We start from the raw sequence: 17,894 nt of genomic DNA, 5'->3' as shown, positions 1-17,894 counted from the left end.
CGGCCGAACGAATGAACAAGGTTTAGCGGCATGCGCATCCCGTCCGCACGGGCCTCCCTGGTTTTCCTGCACGATCTGGTGATGACCGGGGTCGCGCTGGTCGTCGCCCTGTACCTGCGGGTGGGCGGTTCCGCCTTCGGCCTGTATTCCGACGCTCTGACCATCGCGCTGCCGGTGCTGGTCGGCGTTTCGGCGGCGGTTTTCCTGCTGTTCGGGCTGTACCGCGGCATCTGGCGCTACGCCTCGATTCCCGATCTGATGCAGGTGGTGCGCGCCGTCACGGTGGCGGTCCTGTGCTTCGTGCTGGCGATGTTCCTGCTGACGCGCGCCGAACTGCTGCCGCGCTCGCTGCCGCCGATCCTGTGGCTGGTGCAGATGCTTCTGCTGGGCGGGCCGCGCTTCGCCTACCGCTTCCTGAAGGACCGGCGCTTCAGCTGGGCCGAGGCGGTGGAGGGCGTGCCGCGCATTCCCGTACTGCTGCTGGGCGTCGGCGACGCGACGGAGCTGTTCATCCGTTCGCTCGACCAGCCGGGCCAGTCGGCTTACCGCGTGGTCGGCATCCTCGACGACAAGGGACGGCGCGTCGGCCATGCCGTGCGCGGCGTGCCGGTGCTGGGCGGTCCCGACGACCTGGAACAGGTGGTCCAGACGCTGGAGCGCAAGCACGAGCGGCCGCAGCGGCTGATCGTCACCAAGGGCAATGCCGAGCTGAAGGGGTCGACCCTGCGCAGCCTGCTCGACCGGGCGGAGGCGCTGGGGCTGGTCCTGTCGCGCCTGCCCAGCCTGACCGAGTTCAAGTCGGCGCTCGGCGAAGGCAAGGGCATCGAGGTGCGACCCATCGCGCTGGAGGATCTGCTGGGCCGGCCGCAGGCGGTGCTGGACCGCGGCGCCATTTCCGGACTGGTCGGCGGGCGGCGGGTGATCGTCACCGGCGCCGGCGGCACCATCGGCAGCGAACTGGTCCGCCAGATCGCCGCGTTGGGACCGGAACGGCTGATCCTGCTCGATGCCGGGGAGTTCAACCTCTACAGCATCGAGATGGAGGTGCGGGAGAAGTTCCCCGACCTCGACCCGCGCCCGGTGATCGCGGACGTGCGCGACCGCGACCGCATCATGCGCCTGTTCCAGGAGGAGCGCCCTGCCCTGGTCTTCCACGCTGCGGCGCTGAAGCACGTGCCGCTGGTGGAGTCCAACCCGTGCGAGGGCACGCTGACCAATGTCGTCGGCACCCGCAACGTGGCCGATGCGGCCCGCGCCGCCGGCTGCCTCGCCATGGTGCTGATCTCCACCGACAAGGCGATCCGCCCGACCAGCGTCATGGGGGCGGCCAAGCGCTTCGCCGAGACCTATTGCCAGGCGCTGGACGTGCTGCCGCCGCGCGACGGGACGGAGCATGCCACCCGCTACATGACCGTGCGCTTCGGCAATGTGCTGGGCTCGTCGGGTTCGGTGGTGCCGCTGTTCACCCGGCAGCTGGCGAAGGGCGGCCCGCTGACCGTCACCCATCCCGACATGCGCCGCTATTTCATGACGGTGCGCGAAGCGGTGGAGCTGGTTTTGCAGGCCTCCGCCCACGGCGCCACCCGGGCGGAGGATCGCGGCAAGATCCTGGTGCTGGACATGGGCGAGCCGGTGAAGATCGCCGACCTTGCCCGCCAGATGATCCGGCTGGCCGGCTACCGCCCCGGCGTCGACATCGAGATCGCCTACACCGGCCTGCGTCCCGGCGAGAAGCTGTTCGAGGAAATCCTGACCGCGGCGGAGGCGCCGAGCCGCACCGAGGCAGACGGCGTGTTCCTCGCCTCCCCCCGGCTGATCGACTATGCGCTGATCAACCGCGCCGTGGGCGAGCTGGAGGCGGCAGCGCGGGCCGGCGACGGTGAGCGGGTCCTGTCGATCCTCGGCACCGTCGTGCCCGATTTCCGTGCCGAAGCGGTACTTCCGCCGGCCGCGACGCAGGCCTGATCCGGGCACTCGGTCCGGGCTCGAAAAAAAGTGAGCGACGAGGTGATTTTAAGCGCTTGCATCCCCAAAAGGCCTGTGGCATAACCCGCGCCACTTCGGGGGGCGGTCAAGCCTGAACGCCTCACCCGGACGCATCGCCCCAGCGATGATCGGTTATCGGGGCTGCCGTAGCTCAGTGGTAGAGCACTCCCTTGGTAAGGGAGAGGTCGAGAGTTCAATCCTCTCTGGCAGCACCATTCTCCCGATCTTGTCACAAGGCGCCTGCATCTGGCGCTGCCGTAGCTCAGTGGTAGAGCACTCCCTTGGTAAGGGAGAGGTCGAGAGTTCAATCCTCTCTGGCAGCACCATTACCCTCTTTTAAAACTCCCCCCTTAAAATCAGCGCATCGCTTCCTTGACCTTGCCGCCGAAAGGCCGCAAGAAACCCGCGCAAATCGACGCTACGTCATTTATCGGCGCGGGTTCGTTTCGGGAGGATGTCACCATGGCCGGCAACAGCTTCGGCACGCTTTTCCGCTTCACCACCTGGGGCGAGAGCCACGGCCCGGCCATCGGCGTCGTCGTGGACGGCTGCCCGTCGCTGCTCGACCTCGTGGCGGAAACGGACATCCAGCCCTGGATGGACAAGCGCCGGCCTGGCCAGTCGCGCTACACGACCCAGCGCCAGGAACCCGACCAGGTGAAGATCCTGTCCGGCGTGTTCGAAGGCAAGACGACCGGCACGCCCATCTCGCTGCTGATCGAAAACACCGACCAGCGTTCCAAGGATTACAGCGACATCGCCGGCAAATTCCGCCCCGGCCATGCCGACTACACCTACTGGCAGAAATACGGCATCCGCGATTACCGCGGCGGCGGCCGCTCCTCGGCGCGGGAAACCGCCTGCCGGGTCGCTGCCGGTGCGGTGGCGCGCAAGGTGCTGGGGTCCGCCATCCAGGTGCGCGGTGCGCTGGTGCAGGTCGGTCCGCACAAGATCGACCACAGCCGCTGGGACTGGGCGGAGATCGGCAACAACCCATTCTTCTGCCCCGACCCGGTCGCCGCCACCCAATGGGCCGAGTATCTCGACGGCATCCGCAAGAGCGGCTCGTCGGTCGGCGCGGTGGTCGAACTGGTGGCCTCCGGCGTGCCGGTGGGACTGGGCGACCCGCTCTACGACAAGCTCGACAGCGACCTCGCCTGCGCGATGATGACGATCAACGCGGTCAAGGGCGTCGAGATCGGCAATGGCTTCGCCGCCGCCGAACTGACCGGCGAGGACAACGCCGACCAGATGCGCATGGGGCCGGACGGCCAGCCGCAGTTCCTGACCAACAATGCCGGCGGCATCCTAGGCGGCATCTCCACAGGGCAGGACATCGTCGTCCGCTTCGCGGTCAAGCCGACCAGCTCGATCCTGACGCCGCGCCAGACGGTGGACACCGCCGGCAACGACACCGACATCCTGACAAAGGGCCGTCACGACCCCTGCGTCGGCATCCGCGCCGTGCCGGTGGGCGAGGCGATGATGGCCTGCGTCCTGGCCGACCATCTGCTGCGCCGGCGGGCGGAACGGCGGGAGTGACCACCCAATGCCCGGCCAGATGCCCAGACGCCGCCACGGACAGCGCCTGATCCCAGCCCTGGCGATGCTGGCCACCGTCGCCTTTGCCGCCATCTCTACCGTTGCTCCGGCGGCGATGGCGGACGACAAGCCGTTCCGGGAGTTCGACGAGAGCTTCAAAAGCTGGAAGCTCTACTGCCAGCTCTGGTCCGGCACACGGCAGGTCGAATGCGAGCTGTCCGCCCGCGGCGTCAACGACCGCACCGCCCGGCTGGTCTGGCTGCGTTCGACCGAACGCTGGCGCGAGGGGCTGCGCTTCCGCGTCTCCCCCGAATCGCTGAATTTGGACAGGTTGGTCCGCGTCTGGGCCGATCGGGCGGTGTTCAAGCCCGATTCCCCCTGCAAGCCCTTCCGCTTCGAAACCAACACCTGCGCGATGACCGATCCCGACCTGAACCGCCGCATGGTGGAGAAGATCGCCCCGGCGCCGGAGGTTTCCATCGTCGGCCAGTCGCCGGCCGGGGTGAAGACGGAGGTCCGCTTTCCGCTGGCCGGCTTCCGCGAGGCGCTGGAGCGCAGCGACGCCATCCGCGGGATGGTTGGCCGCAGCTGGGCGACGAGCCCCGGCCCGGAGTGATCGCCATGCGGAGTGATCCCTATATAGCCATGCCAGCGACAAGAACCGACGGATCCCCCGCCCAGTGACCGACAGCCATTTCCCCAGCAAGGACGCCATCCTCGCCTTCATCCGGTCCAGCACCACCCCCGTCGGCAAGCGCGAGATCGCCCGCGCCTTCAAGCTGTCCGGATCGGCCGACCGCGAGACGCTGAAGGATCTGCTGCGCGAGCTGGAGGCGGACGGTACGGTGGAGCGCGGGCGCAACAAGCGCATGGCCCCGCCGCAGTCCCTGCCCGCCGTCGCGGTGCTGCTGGTCACCGGTGTCGATGCGGACGGCGAGCTTGCCGCCCGGCCGCTGACCTGGACCGGCGAGGGCAACCCGCCGCGCATCTTCCTGCTGCCGGAGAGGAAGTCGCGGGGAGAGGAGAAGCCGCTGGTGGTCGGCGATACGCTGCTGGCGAAGCTTGCCCGCATCAACGACCGCCTCTACGAAGCCCGTGTCATCCGCCGCATCGACGGGGAGCGCGAGGGCCGCATCCTCGGCGTCTACCGGCCGAGCGCCGATGGCGGGCGCATCCTCCCGACCGACCGCCGCCACAAGACCGAATTCCTGGTGCTGCCGCCCAACCGCGGCGATGCCGAGCCGGGCGACCTCGTCTTCGCCGACATCCTGCCGGCCGGACGCGCCGGCCAGCCGCAGGCCCGTGTGGTTGAGCGGCTGGGCTCCACCGACGAGCCGCGCGCCTTCAGCCTGATCGCCATCCATGCCCACGGCATCCCCACCGTCTTCCCGCACGCAGCCTTGCGCGAGGCGGAACTGGCGGCGGTGCCGGCGCTGATGCAGCGGGAGGATCTGCGCGACATCCCGCTGGTGACCATCGACGGCGCCGACGCCCGCGATTTCGACGATGCCGTGTGGGCGGAGGCCGACAGCGATCCGGAGAATCCGGACGGCTGGCACCTGATCGTCGCCATCGCCGACGTGTCCTATTACGTGCGCCCCGGATCGGCGCTGGACCGCACCGCCTACGAGCGCGGCAACTCCGTCTATTTCCCCGACCGCGTCGTGCCGATGCTGCCGGAAGCGCTGTCGAATGGCCTGTGCTCGCTGCGACCGGGGGAGGATCGCGCCTGTCTGGCCTTCCACCTGTGGATCGACCGCAACGGTGTGCTGATCCGGCATCGCCTGGTGCGCGGCCTGATGCGGTCGGCGGCGCGGTTGACCTATGAGCAGGTGCAGGACTGCCACGACGGCCGGCCGGACGAGGTGACAGGGCCGCTCGCCGACGGCGTGATCGCCCCGCTGTTCGGCGCCTATGCCCGGCTCGCCGCCGCCCGTGCCAAGCGCAGCACACTGGAACTGGACCTGCCCGAGCGCCGCGTCCACATCGACGAACGCGGCCGGGTCGCCGAGATCGCCAGACGCGAGCGCCACGACAGCCACCGGCTGATCGAGGAGTTCATGATCGCCGCCAACGTCGCGGCAGCGGAGGTGCTGGAGCGGCGCACCATGCCCGGTCTCTTTCGCATCCACGACCGCCCCTCGATGGAGAAGATGGAGGCGTTACGCGGTTTCCTGGCCGGGATCGGCCACCCGCTGACCAAGAGCGCCGACCTGACGCCCGACCACTTCACCCGTATCCTGCGCAAGGTGGAAGGGACATCGCACGCAACGCTGGTCAGCGAGGTGGTCCTGCGCGCCCAGGCCCAGGCGGCCTACAGCCCGGACAACATCGGCCATTTCGGGCTGGCGCTGCACCGCTACGCCCATTTCACCTCGCCGATCCGCCGCTATGCCGACCTGATCGTCCACCGTGCGCTGATCCGCACGCTGGGGCTGGGTGTTGGTGGGCTGGACGACGAGACGCTGGGCCGGCTGGCCGAGATCGGGGACCATCTGTCCGGCACCGAACGCCGCGCCGCCACCGCCGAGCGCGACGCGGTGGACCGCTATACCGCCGCCTTCCTGGCCGACCGCATCGGGGACCGCTTCAGCGGCCGCATCTCCGGCGTCAGCCGCTTCGGGCTGTTCGTGCGGCTGGACGAGAGCGGCGCCGACGGGCTGGTTCCGGCCAGCAGCCTGCCCGACGACCGGTACGACCATGACGAGGCCGCGCACGCCCTGGTCGGGCAGCGTACGGGGCGCACGTACCGCCTCGGCAGCCAGGTCAAGGTGGTGCTGGTGGAGGCCGATCCGGTCAGTGGCAGCACACTTTTCCGGCTGGCGAACTAAGGCCTGACGGGAGGGCGACCCCAGACCCGTTGCAGAATGGCAACGCTTGAGCCGGGAGGCTGGCCGGGAGGCGACTCGTGGGCAGACCACGGTTTCAGGGTACCGCCGCCATACAAGCGTGGCCTTGGCGACACAGGGTTGGACATTCCGCAACATTGTGGTGCGGCCCGCAATTTTGTCCCGCCCGCCCTCCTGAACGAAGGTGTATCTATCACCCATCCGGGATCGGGAACATCCTCCTCCGGTCCGGCTGCAGGAAAGGGAGGCCGCGGTTCGCCCCATGGCCCAGTTCGATCACAGCGTGTGCGATCACGGCGTGTGCGATCAGAATGCACCGTCCCACGTGCCGTCTTTTCGGATCTCCGCCCTATCGGGCGCCCTGATTTCAAGTGTGGCGCGCCGCTTCAGCCGCCCGCTCCGTCATCTGGCCTTCCAGTTTTCCACCGCAGCCCTTCTTGCCACCACCGCTCTCGCCGGGACTCCGCAGGCCGCGAACACCGCGCCGCAGCCGGTGACCGAACAGGTTTTCTCCGTCGGCTTCGCCAAGATCGCCGAGGTCTATCTGGAGCCGGTGTCCTTCAACCGCCTGGGAATGGACGGGTTGAAGGGGCTGACCGCGCTCGATCCGTCGGTGACGGTGGAGCATGCCGGCAGCACCGTACGCCTGTACGTGTCGGGCGCCATGGCGGCGGAGTACGGTACCGCTGCCGATGGCGACGCCGCCGGCTGGGCGGTTCTGACCACCCGCATCATCGACCGCGCCCGTGTCTACTCCCCGACTCTGGCGAAAGCGACGCCGGAGCGGCTGTATCAGGTGGTGTTCGACGGCGTCACCGCCGATCTCGACGGCTATTCCCGCTACACCGGTGTCCAGCGCGCCAGCAACGAACGCGCCCAACGCGAAGGGTATGGCGGCGTCGGCCTCTCGCTGGACACCACATCCAACGGTCGCGTCATCGTGCATGACGTGATGCCGCACAGCCCGGCCGAGCGCGTCGGCATCGTCGACGGCGACCAGCTTCTCGCCATCGATGGTGACCTGACGACACGGATGAGCGCGGCGGACATGCGCGAGCGGCTGCGCGGTCCCACCGGCACACTGGTCACGCTGACCGTCGCCCGCGACAATGGCGCCCCCCGCCGGCTGCCGCTGCGCCGCGAGCGGGTGGTACCGAACACCGTCACCTATTCGCTGTCCGGCGATGTCGGCATCGTCAAGCTCGACCGCTTCAACGCCACCACGGCCTCCAGCCTGCGGTCGGCAGTGACCTCCATCCGTCAGACGGCGGGGCCGACGCTGCAAGGCATGGTTCTCGACCTGCGCGGCAATCCGGGCGGTCTGCTGGACCAGGCGGTCGCGGTCGCCGACCTGTTCATCCGCCGCGGCCGGATCATCTCCACCGAAGGACGCAACCCCGAAAGCCGTCAGCGCTTCGACGCCAATCCCGACGACCTGCTCGACGGGTTGCCGCTGGTGGTGCTGGTCGACGGCCGCTCCGCCTCGTCGGCGGAGGTGGTGGCGGCGGCTCTGCAGGACTCGGGCCGCGCGGTGGTGGTCGGCGCCTCCAGCTATGGCAAGGGCAGCGTCCAGACGGTCAACCGCCTTCCCAACGACGGCGAGCTGTTCCTGACCTGGAGCCGCATCTACACCCCGGCCGGCTATACCCTGCACCGCCAGGGCGTCCAGCCCACCGTCTGCACCAGCCGGGCCGGCCAGACCGATCCGGAGGCCCTGCTGTCCGACCTGCGCGAGGGGCGGCTGCGCCCGGCGCAGGTGGCGAGCTGGCGGTCCAAGGCGGCCGACGACGAGCATGCGCTGAGCGCCCTGCGCGAAGCCTGCCCGTGGAAGGAGCACGAGCCGGAATTGGACCTGAAGGTCGCCATGCGCCTGCTGGCCGAGCCGGGGCTGTACCAGCGCGCCGTCGCCACCGCCGTGGTCAACACGGTGGCGGAGCGCTAACCGCCATTTCGGGGGGCGTCGCTGTGGCAATCGCCGTCGGACGCCAGATTCACCGCCCATAGGGCTTGACATTGCGGCGTCAGACGGTATTTTCCGCCGCTACGACGCCGCCCCCGCCGGGCCGGCGGGGCACGGATTTTTTGTCGGGATCGAGATCATGGCCAAGCAGAACACCGTCCTCATCAAGCTGGTGAGCACGGCTGACACCGGTTTCTTCTACGTGAAGAAGAAGAACCCGAAGAAGACCACCGAGAAGCTGTCGTTCCGCAAGTACGACCCGGTGGCGCGCAAGCACGTCGAGTTCAAGGAAGCCAAGATCAAGTAAGTCTTGTCCGACACTGAGCTGTGCTTCAAGTGAACAAGGCCGCCTTCCAGGCGGCCTTTTCGCTTTTGGCTCCATGCATCGCCGGTGCCTTTTATCGGCCGTTGCAGATGCGGCGTCCGGTCGCAGCCGCTATTTGCGGTGACCGTTCCACCACGGATGCATGCATTCCAAAAGGGGCGTTCAGGGTGGACACTCTCCGAAGAGATCCGGATTTCGGAGGGACCGCCCGTGCCCGACACACATCCCATCCTGAGCGCAGGTCCGACCGCCGCGCAATCCCTCACCGAACGCCGGCAGTCCCTCGCCACCCGATTCCAGAAGGCGCGTGCCCGCACAGCCGAACTGGTCGCCACCCTGTCGCCGGAAGACCAGATGGTGCAGACCGTTCCGGACGGCGCACCGGCGAAATGGCATCTTGCCCACACCAGCTGGCTGTTCGAGGTCGCGGTGCTGCTTCCCTTCAGCCCCGGCTATCGGCCGGCAGACCCGGCCTTCCTCGACCTGTTCGCCGCCAACAGCAATGACGGCGTCACGCCCACCCGCGTTCTGTCGCGCCCGACGGCGGCCGAGATCATGCGCCATCGCGACCAGATCAACGCCACGGTGCTGCACCTGATCGACGGCATCGACGACGGGCTTTGGGACTCTGCCGAATCGGCGCTGATGATGGCCATCGCCCACGAGCGTCGCCATCAGGAGCGCATGCTGCTGCATATCAAGCATGCCCTGTGGAGCAACCCGCTGCGTCCGGCCTACGAGCAGGCGCCCGAACACCCGCATCTGGGTGCCCCACCCAACGGATGGCTGGAGCAGCCAGGCGGCCTCGTCGAGGTCGGCCGACCGATGCCCTTGCCCGGATTCGACCATGAGAGCCCGCGCCACCGCGTCTGGCTGGAGCCCTACCGGCTGGCCGCCCGCCCGGTGACCTGCGGCGACTATCTCGCCTTCATCGAGGCCGGCGGTTACGGCGACCGCTCCCTCTGGCTGTCCGATGGTTGGGGGGTCGCAAAGGCCGAAGGCTGGAGCGCCCCGCTCTACTGGCAGCGCGGCGACTCCGAGTCGGGCAGCCGCTGGCAAGTTTTTACCCTCTATGGCATGCAGCCGCTCGATCCCGACGAGCCGGTCTGCCATGTCAGCTGGTACGAGGCCGACGCCTATGCCCGCTGGGCCGGCAAGCGCCTGCCGCGGGAGGCGGAATGGGAAGCGGTCGCCGCCGGCTGCGACAGCATGGGCAACCTGTTGGGCACCGGCCACCGCCATCCCCGCGCCGGCACATGCCATGGCACCGGCCCCTGGCAGATGTGCGGCGACGTGTGGGAATGGACCGCCGACGCCTTCACGACATATCCCGGCTACCGCCGCCCCCACGCCGGGGACAAGACGGCTCTGGACGAGGCGGTCAATGGCCGGCTCGCCAGCAACCGCATGGTGCTGCGCGGCGGCAGTTGCCTCACACCCTTCGACCATGCCGGCCCGTGGACGCGCCATTACCTGCGTCCAGAGACCCGGCTGTCGATGAGCGGGTTCAGGCTGGCGGAGGATGTGCCGGCGCCAGCGGCGCGTCGCCGCCGGCGATCAACGCCCGCGCCTGCCCCTGAGTGACGACTCCGCGTGCTGTCAGGCGGGAGAGTAGCGCGACGGCAAGCTCGGCCTGGGCCCGCGCCTCGCCCTGGGGACCGTTGCGTGGGTGGCGGGGCAAGGCGAAGGCCTCCGCCAAACGGTCGGGCGATGCACCGGCCAGGGCCGGGTCCAGCGCTGCCGCCAGCGCGCCGAGGTCGAGCGTCGGCGGCAGCGCCGGTTCGGCGATGCCGGCCAGGGCTGCCGACCGTGCCAGCGCCGCAATTGCCGAGTCGATGCCGATGCCGACGGCGATGCAGTTGTGCAGCGCCTCCTGGATCGCCGGCCACACCGCGGCAAAGGGGCGTTCCCCCGCCACCATGGCGGTGCCGATGCCATGACGGGCCGCCGCCTCGGCCGGTACCGGTTCGATGGGGTCGATCAGCAGGGCGAGCGACACGGTCGGAAAGATGCGCGACCCGACCAGCCGGACGGTGCCGACCGCGATCACCGGACCGCCGTCAGCCTCCACCCCCGCCGTCGCCACCCAAAGCGCAACGAACGGCAGGGCGGCCAACGGTTCCTCGTCGCCAAGCGGGGTGGCGGGCTGGGCCGGGCGCAGGCTGAGCGTGCGCTTGCCGCTGAGGCCGGCGGCGTGGGCCATGCCGCGGGCGGGGAAAGACAGCAGAACACCGGCGCTGAGCCCCAGATCGGCCACCCGCGCCGACAGTTCGCCGTCTTCCGTCCGGCGCAGCACGGCGGTGACGGGAGCACCACCGCCGCACGCCCGCTCCATGGCACGGGCCAGATCGTCACGAAGCAGCGACTTGCCGATGTCGGCACCCTCCTCCACACCCAGCAGGCGGGCCGCGGCAGGGTTCAACTGCTCCACCCGCCCCTGCTCGTCGAGAATCAGCAAGGGATCGTCGGACAGGGCCAGAGCCGCCCGCAAGGCCCGGTCGATGCGCCCGCTGCCCAGCGGCCCCTCACCCAACCCGCGCTCGCCGCCGCGGGCCAGATTGACCGCCTCGGCCAAGCGCGCCAGTTCGCCGGACATCGGTTCGAGATCGACCCTGTTGCGGGCGCCCGACAGCCTGTCGGACAGGCGGTCGAGGTCGCGGAAATGGCGCGACAGTCGCGAGAAGACGAACCACACCGACAAAAGTCCGAGCCCGCAGATCGCCAGTCCGCGGGTGAAGGCGGTTCGGTCGTCCGCCGCCAACTGTGTGATCTCCACGCCCAGAAACACCAGCGCGGCCGCCGTCACGGCCAGCCCCAGCATCACCACGCGCCAAACTCCGCCCCTCATCGGGCCGTCTCCCCATCATTGCCCCCGGAGTCTAGCGGGCAGAGGGGAAACGGAGAAGCCGCACGCGTGTTCAGTGCATCGGGACGATGGTCCAGGTGCCCTCCACCTCGACCATCAGGCCGGCCAGCGCACCGCGCACCTCGCCCGACAGGCCGACCAGCAGAAGCGCCACCGCCGCGACAGCCAGCGCATTGTCCAGGAGCGACCGGGTCGGCCAGCGTCCGTTGGAACGGTCACGGGCAGGAGACGGAAAGAACGGCATTGGCAGCTCCGGTCTGGAGGGAGTGGGACTTGGTCCAGCCTACCGACGGCGATTACGAACAAGCCCTTAACCCGGTGCCGGAGAGTACCGCTTGACTCACCTTTGACTCGGCACAGCGGCGTTTCACGAAGGTTTTTAAAGTCGAGACAGCGCTTCACGCCCCCTGCGGACGCCTCTACCCTTTGCCGCCGCATCCGCGAATTTGGGTTACCGCCTTTGCGTAAAATACATAACAACTTGCGCCGCGATTTTTGCTGTCCTTCACCTGCATTTCTTGGTTTGCCTGCTTGTCGGATGATGCTAAGAGTGATGCATCCAATGAAAACACTCCTTTCCGCATAGGCAATTGCTTGGGAGGCCGGCAATGACTTTGGTCTATCGTCCCCTGCCCTATGGCGGGCACGAAGACCGGCGGACGGGTCGTCACCTGCTTCTGGTGGTCGCCCTGATCCTTGCCATCCCGACCGCGTTGGGTGCCGGCTGCACCGTCGATGCTCTGCGCAGCTATGCGGTGGAAGCCCGGCTGTCGCAGGCGGTCGATGCCGCCGCGCTGGCCGGCGGGCGCGTGATGTTCGACTCGCAGCGCGACGGACACATCCGCAGCTTCTTCGACAAGGCCTTCCCCAACGGCTTCCTCGGATCGAACCTGTCGCCCCTGACGATTGCCGAGGATGCCGCCGCCGGCACCCTGACGGTCAGCGCCCACGCCACTGTCAACGCCATCTTCCTGCGTCTGTTCGGCAAGAAAGAGGTGACGGTGGAAGCGCAGTCCATCGTCCGCCGCGGCCAGCACGTCCGCAGCAAGCTGCAATAACTCCCCCATTTTCTGAACGGGCCTCATCGCCGATTCGCGACGCTCGCATTCGCGGAATGCAGCCCGGTGATTTCGCAACTGCGGTAGAAGGGACGCACAGCGCCCCTTCCATCGGAGTCCGCGATGCTCGGAACCCTGACGCTCCTGCTGCTCTGCCAACTTGCCGGCGAACTGGCTGCCCGCCTGCTGCACCTGCCGGTTCCCGGCCCAGTGCTGGGCATGCTGCTGCTGTTCGCCGGATTGCTGCTGCGCGGCGGCGTGCCGGACACGGTGCAGGACACCGCAGGCGGACTCCTGCGCCACCTGTCGCTGCTGTTCGTGCCGGCCGGCGTCGGGGTGATGGTCCATGTCACCCGCCTGGAGACCGAGGCTCTGCCTATCGTCGCCGCCCTGTTCGGCAGCACTCTGTTCGGCATCGCGGTGACGGCGAAGCTGATGGCCTTCCTGTTGAGCCGCACCGATCCGCGGCTGGAGGAGGAACCGGCGGCAGGAGAGCCGGCCAAGGGAGATCGGGCATGAGCGCCGATCTTCACCAGATCTGGGTCTACCTGTCCGCCAGCCCGCTGGCCGGGCTGACGCTGACGCTGGTCGCCTACCAGATCGGCCTGTGGGTCTTTGAAAAGCTCGGACGACGCCCGGTGCTGAACCCGGTGCTGATCGCCGTCGTCCTGATCGCCGGAACGCTCAGCCTGTCTGGCATCGATTACCGCACCTATTTCGACGGCGCGCAGTTCGTCCATTTCCTGCTCGGCCCAGCCACGGTGGCACTCGCCATCCCGCTCTACAACCAGTTCCAAGAAGTTCGCCGCTCGGCCGTGGCGCTGGTGGTGGCGCTGCTGGTGGGATCTGCCGCCTCGGCGCTGAGCGCCGTGGCGCTGGTCTGGGCGTTCGGCGGCAGCAAGGCGACCATCCTGTCGATGGCGCCGAAATCCGTCACCTCCCCCATCGCCATGGGCGTGTCGGAGCAGATCGGCGGCCTGCCGTCGCTGACCGCGGTGTTCGTCATCATCACCGGCATCGTCGCCGCCAGCCTCGGCACCTGGGTGCTGAACCTCGTGCGGGTGAAGGACTGGCGCGCCCGCGGCTTCGGCATGGGCGTGGCGGCGCATGGCATCGGAACCGCCCGCGCCTTGCAGGTCAACGAGGTGGCGGGCGCCTTCGCCGGGTTGGGCATGGGGTTGAACGGGCTGGCGACGGCGTTGCTGCTGCCGACGCTGTACCACCTGATCTGGGGCTGACGCGTGAGGATGGAGAGGATGGAAGGGGTGGCGATGGTTGGTGCATCCCGCAGTCCGTTTTTCGCCGATCCGGGCTTGACAGCCATGCCGCACCTGCGCACAGTGCGGCCCATGAACACCATCGACCTGCAGAACGCCCTTCTTCGACTTCTCGGCCCGGCGCTTTAAGCGTCCGGGTTTGTCGCGTTCGCACACCATTTCCATCGGTCGAAGTGTCTGTTCCATGAGCGATGTTTTCAAAGGCGCCGGTATCGGCGTCGCCCGGCCGGGGCCGGGACTGCGACTTACCGACGGTCGCTGAGCCACTTCCGGCGGCTCCGCGGCCGTACCCCTCGCCGGTCCCTCCGCCTTTCAAAATCCAATCCGCCGCCCCGCCCGCACAGACTGCCGGGCCCGGGGCCGCCACTGGAGCCGAACGACGCCATGAGCACCGCGACCCAAACCAACATCCCGAGCCTGCCGAAGTCCCCGTCCAAGTACGCCCCCTTCCCCCAGGTAAAGCTGACCGACCGCCAGTGGCCGTCGCGCACCCTGGACAAGGCGCCGATGTGGTGCTCGGTCGACCTGCGCGACGGCAACCAGGCGCTGATCGAGCCGATGGGGCCGGACCGCAAGCGCGCCATGTTCGACCTGCTGCTGCGCATGGGCTTCAAGGAGATCGAGGTCGGCTTCCCCGCCGCGTCGCAGACCGATTTCGACTTCTGCCGCGAGATTATCGACGGCAACAAGATCCCCGACGGCGTCACCATCCAAGTGCTGACCCAGGCGCGCGAGGAGCTGATCCGCCGCACCTTCGAAGGCATCAAGGGGGCCAAGCGCGCCATTGTGCATCTGTACAACTCCACCTCGGAGTTGCAGCGCCGCGTCGTGTTCGGGTTGGACCGCCAGGGCATCGTCGACATCGCCGTCCAGGGTGCCAAGCTGATCAAGCAGCTGGCCGACGAGACCCCGGAAACCGAGATCGTCCTGCAATACTCGCCGGAGAGCTTCACCGGCACCGAACTGGATTTCGCCGTCGAGATCTGCGAGGCGGTGATGGAGGTCTGGCAGCCGACGCCCGAGCGCAGGATCATCCTGAACCTGCCCTCGACGGTCGAAATGTCGATGCCGAACGTCCATGCCGACCAGATCGAGTGGTTCTGCAAGACGATGAAGAACCGCGAGTCGGCGATCATCTCGCTGCATCCGCACAATGACCGCGGCACCGGCGTCGCCGCGGCCGAGCTGGGGCTGCTGGCCGGAGCCGACCGCGTCGAAGGCACCCTGTTCGGCAACGGCGAGCGCACCGGCAACGTCGACGTCGTCACGCTGGCGCTGAACATGTTCACCCAGGGCGTCGATCCGGAACTGAACATCGACGACATCAACGAGATCGTCCGCGTTTCCGAATACTGCACGCAGCTGCCGGTCCACCCGCGCCACCCCTATGCCGGCGAACTGGTGTTCACCGCCTTCTCAGGCTCGCACCAGGACGCGATCAACAAGGGGCTGAAGGCGCTGACCAAGTCCAACACCGGCAAGTGGGAGGTCCCGTACCTGCCCATCGACCCGCAGGACCTGGGCCGCAGCTATGAGGCGGTGATCCGCATCAACAGCCAGTCCGGCAAGGGCGGCATCGCCTATGTGCTGGAAAAGGATTACGGCCTGCAGATCCCGCGCCGCCTGCAGATCGAGTTCTCCAAGGTCGTGCAGCGCGTCGCCGACGAGACCGGCAAGGAACTGTCGCCCGCCGACATCCATACCGCCTTCAAGACCGAGTATCTGGACGCCGACAGGCCGCTGGAACTGGTGGAGCATTCGACCGAGCCGCGCGGTCCGAACTCCGGCGCCCGCGCCATGAGCGTGGTGATGCGCCGCAACGGCGAGATCATCACCACCAAGGGCAAGGGCAACGGTCCGATCGACGCCTTCCTGGACGCCCTGCGCCAGGGTTGCGGCACCGACCTGCACGTCGTCGACTACCGCGAGCACGCCATCGGCTCCGGCGAGGACGCCCAGGCCTGCGCCTATGTCGAGGTGAAGACCGGCGACAAGACCCTGTTCGGCGTGGGCATCGACGCCGACATCGTGACCGCCTCGCTGCGGGCGCTGGTCAGCGCCGCCAACCGCGCGACGCGCTAAGGGTTCATCGGTTGCGGCCCTCTTCCTCCGGTTCTCGCGAGCAGGAGGAAGAGGGCCATTAACTTGCCCCCACCGTCCCGTCCGCCTATAAGTCCCCACGAAACGCTAGAGCAACAGCGGACAGCGCTATGATCGTGGTCACCGGCGGGGCCGGCTTCATCGGGTCCAACCTTGTCGCGGCTCTGGCTGCGCGCGGCATCACCGACGTGGCGGTCGTCGACCGCTTCCGCGAGGGCGAGAAGTGGCAGAACCTCGCCAAGCGCGAGGTCGCGGCCCTGGTGCCGCCCGAGCAGACGCTGGCCTTCCTCGACCAGCACGCCGCCGAAATCGACACCGTCTTCCATCTCGGCGCCATCTCCGCCACCACCGAGCGGGACGTCGACAAGATCGTCGCCAACAACGTCGCGTTGACGCTGGAGCTGTGGCGCTGGTGTTCCTGGCGCGGCTGCCGGCTGCTCTACGCCTCCTCCGCCGCGACCTATGGCGACGGCTCCGCCGGTTTCGACGATGACGGCTCCTGCGACGGGCTGGCGCGGCTGCGGCCGCTGAACGCCTATGGCTGGTCCAAGCATCTGGTCGACCGCCGCATCGCCCGCGCCGTTGCCGGCGGCGACCTCGTGCCGCCGCAATGGGCCGGGCTGAAATTCTTCAACGTCTACGGCCCGAACGAAGCCCATAAGGGCGATATGATGAGCGTGATCGCCAAGCTGCATCCGCAGCTGACGGCCGGCCAGCCGGCGCGCCTGTTCAAGTCGCACAAGGACGGCTTCGAGGATGGCGGCCAGTTGCGCGACTTCATCCACGTCGACGACTGCGTCGCGGTGATGCTGTGGCTGTACGACCATCCCGACGTCAGCGGCCTGTTCAACGTCGGCACCGGCAAGGCCCGCAGCTTCAAGGATCTGGCGCTGGCGACTTTCGCCGCGCTGGGGCTGCCCCCCCGGATTGAGTACTTCGAGATGCCCGAGCATCTGCGCGGCAAATACCAATATTTCACGCAGGCGACGACGGATCGCCTGCGCGCCGCCGGGTTCGACCAGCCCTTCACCGAGCTGGAAGAGGGTGTCCGGCGCTATGTGCAGGATTTCCTGTCGCAGCCCGACCCGTATCGCTGACCGGAGTTCCTATGCTCGCCACCCTGCCTGTCGTGGCCTTCCCGACCATCGACCCGGTCGCTTTTTCCGTCGGCCCGGTCGTCGTCCGCTGGTATGCGCTGGCCTATCTGGCCGGCTTCGTGCTGGGCTGGCGTTATTGCCTGGGGCTGGCGCGGCTCGATCCCGACCGCCGGCCGAACCCCGAGGAGTTCGACGACTTCCTGACCTGGGCGGTGATCGGCACCATCCTGGGCGGGCGGCTCGGCTATGTGCTGTTCTACAACCTGCCCTATTATCTGGAAAACCCACTGGACGCGGTTCAGGTCTGGCATGGCGGCATGTCCTTCCACGGCGGCATGGTCGGCGTTCTGACTGCGATTGCGCTGTTCTGCTGGCGGCGCGGCATCTCGCCCTTCGTCTTCGGCGACATCATCGCCGCCTGTGCGCCCATTGGGCTGTTCTTCGGCCGCATCGCCAACTTCATCAATGGCGAGCTTTATGGCCGGCCGGCGCCCGATTTCGCCTATGCCATGGTGTTCCCGCGCGATCCTTTGCAGGTGCCGCGCCACCCGAGCCAGCTTTACGAGGCGGCGCTGGAGGGCGTGGTCCTGTTCATCCTCCTGGCGATTGCCATCCGCAGCCCGGCGTTGCGCAACCGGCCGGGCACGATCGGTGGGCTGTTCCTGATCGGCTACGGCCTGTCGCGCATCACGGTCGAGTTCTTCCGCGAGCCCGACCCGCAGCTGGGCTTCCTGTTCGCCGGCGCCACGATGGGGCAGCTGCTGTCGCTGCCGATGGTAGCCATCGGCCTTTGGCTGGTCCTGCGCGGCCGGCGTCATGCCATCCCGGCCTGAC

At 68.1% G+C, this 17,894-nt stretch carries 16 protein-coding genes and 2 tRNA genes; 16 read left to right on the top strand and 2 right to left on the bottom strand.

What is annotated here, in order from left to right:
* Window positions 1-30 precede the first annotated feature (30 nt).
* From ABNQ38_RS26875 to egtB, 9 genes are all read left to right on the top strand, one after another.
* Window positions 31-1,965 carry a polysaccharide biosynthesis protein gene (locus tag ABNQ38_RS26875; RefSeq protein ID WP_377808894.1) on the top strand — a complete coding sequence of 645 codons (1,935 nt, stop codon included), beginning with the start codon at window positions 31-33 and terminating at the stop codon, window positions 1,963-1,965.
* Between the two features lie 161 nt (window positions 1,966-2,126).
* Window positions 2,127-2,201: transfer RNA gene (locus ABNQ38_RS26870), tRNA-Thr, on the top strand.
* A 36-nt stretch (window positions 2,202-2,237) separates the two neighbouring features.
* A tRNA-Thr gene (locus ABNQ38_RS26865) sits at window positions 2,238-2,312 on the top strand.
* A gap of 136 nt (window positions 2,313-2,448) precedes the next feature.
* Window positions 2,449-3,528 (top strand): chorismate synthase, encoded by a 1,080-nt coding sequence (gene aroC, locus ABNQ38_RS26860; protein ID WP_377808893.1) that lies wholly within the window; start codon window positions 2,449-2,451, stop codon window positions 3,526-3,528.
* Window positions 3,529-3,535: 7 nt separating this feature from the next.
* Entirely contained in the window at window positions 3,536-4,144 is a 609-nt protein-coding gene (locus tag ABNQ38_RS26855; RefSeq protein WP_377808892.1) for a hypothetical protein, read from the top strand.
* Between the two features lie 64 nt (window positions 4,145-4,208).
* Entirely contained in the window at window positions 4,209-6,359 is a 2,151-nt protein-coding gene (gene rnr, locus ABNQ38_RS26850) for a ribonuclease R (protein ID WP_377808891.1), read from the top strand.
* A 343-nt stretch (window positions 6,360-6,702) separates the two neighbouring features.
* Window positions 6,703-8,319, top strand: coding sequence for a S41 family peptidase (locus ABNQ38_RS26845; RefSeq protein WP_377808890.1), 1,617 nt, complete (start codon window positions 6,703-6,705; stop codon window positions 8,317-8,319).
* 157 nt (window positions 8,320-8,476) lie between these two features.
* Complete coding sequence (gene rpmG / locus ABNQ38_RS26840; RefSeq protein WP_012974790.1) at window positions 8,477-8,644, top strand: 50S ribosomal protein L33; 168 nt, start codon at window positions 8,477-8,479, stop codon at window positions 8,642-8,644.
* A gap of 228 nt (window positions 8,645-8,872) precedes the next feature.
* Complete coding sequence (egtB, locus tag ABNQ38_RS26835) at window positions 8,873-10,246, top strand: ergothioneine biosynthesis protein EgtB (RefSeq protein WP_377808889.1); 1,374 nt, start codon at window positions 8,873-8,875, stop codon at window positions 10,244-10,246.
* Here the strand turns inward: egtB and ABNQ38_RS26830 are convergent.
* Window positions 10,170-11,510, bottom strand: a complete 1,341-nt coding sequence (locus ABNQ38_RS26830; protein WP_377808887.1) for a PAS domain-containing protein — start codon at window positions 11,508-11,510, stop codon at window positions 10,170-10,172. The genes egtB and ABNQ38_RS26830 overlap by 77 nt on opposite strands.
* A gap of 70 nt (window positions 11,511-11,580) precedes the next feature.
* Window positions 11,581-11,772, bottom strand: a complete 192-nt coding sequence (locus ABNQ38_RS26825; RefSeq protein WP_377808886.1) for a hypothetical protein — start codon at window positions 11,770-11,772, stop codon at window positions 11,581-11,583.
* A 364-nt stretch (window positions 11,773-12,136) separates the two neighbouring features.
* Between ABNQ38_RS26825 and ABNQ38_RS26820 the strand changes: the two genes are divergently transcribed.
* From ABNQ38_RS26820 to lgt, 7 genes are all read left to right on the top strand, one after another.
* Window positions 12,137-12,586, top strand: a complete 450-nt coding sequence (locus ABNQ38_RS26820) for a pilus assembly protein TadG-related protein (protein WP_098739305.1) — start codon at window positions 12,137-12,139, stop codon at window positions 12,584-12,586.
* A 123-nt stretch (window positions 12,587-12,709) separates the two neighbouring features.
* Window positions 12,710-13,105, top strand: coding sequence for a CidA/LrgA family protein (locus ABNQ38_RS26815; RefSeq protein ID WP_377808885.1), 396 nt, complete (start codon window positions 12,710-12,712; stop codon window positions 13,103-13,105).
* Window positions 13,102-13,824, top strand: coding sequence for an LrgB family protein (locus ABNQ38_RS26810; protein ID WP_174474659.1), 723 nt, complete (start codon window positions 13,102-13,104; stop codon window positions 13,822-13,824). Before ABNQ38_RS26815 ends, ABNQ38_RS26810 begins: the two co-directional genes overlap by 4 nt.
* Window positions 13,825-13,842: 18 nt before the next feature.
* Complete coding sequence (locus ABNQ38_RS26805; protein WP_377808883.1) at window positions 13,843-13,992, top strand: hypothetical protein; 150 nt, start codon at window positions 13,843-13,845, stop codon at window positions 13,990-13,992.
* A 255-nt stretch (window positions 13,993-14,247) separates the two neighbouring features.
* A complete protein-coding gene (gene leuA / locus ABNQ38_RS26800; RefSeq protein ID WP_377808882.1) occupies window positions 14,248-15,945 on the top strand; it encodes a 2-isopropylmalate synthase in 1,698 nt (565 codons plus the stop codon).
* 128 nt (window positions 15,946-16,073) lie between these two features.
* Window positions 16,074-17,060 (top strand): ADP-glyceromanno-heptose 6-epimerase, encoded by a 987-nt coding sequence (rfaD, locus tag ABNQ38_RS26795; protein WP_377808881.1) that lies wholly within the window; start codon window positions 16,074-16,076, stop codon window positions 17,058-17,060.
* A gap of 11 nt (window positions 17,061-17,071) precedes the next feature.
* On the top strand, window positions 17,072-17,893 hold the full coding sequence (gene lgt, locus ABNQ38_RS26790) for a prolipoprotein diacylglyceryl transferase (protein WP_377808879.1): 822 nt from the start codon (window positions 17,072-17,074) through the stop codon (window positions 17,891-17,893).
* Window position 17,894: the final 1 nt, after the last annotated feature.

The sequence above is a fragment of the Azospirillum sp. A29 genome (assembly GCF_042604625.1).
Lineage (GTDB): Bacteria > Pseudomonadota > Alphaproteobacteria > Azospirillales > Azospirillaceae > Azospirillum > Azospirillum palustre.
The sequence above is the reverse complement of the archived record's forward strand: the minus strand, read 5'-3'. Positions and strand labels throughout refer to the sequence as shown.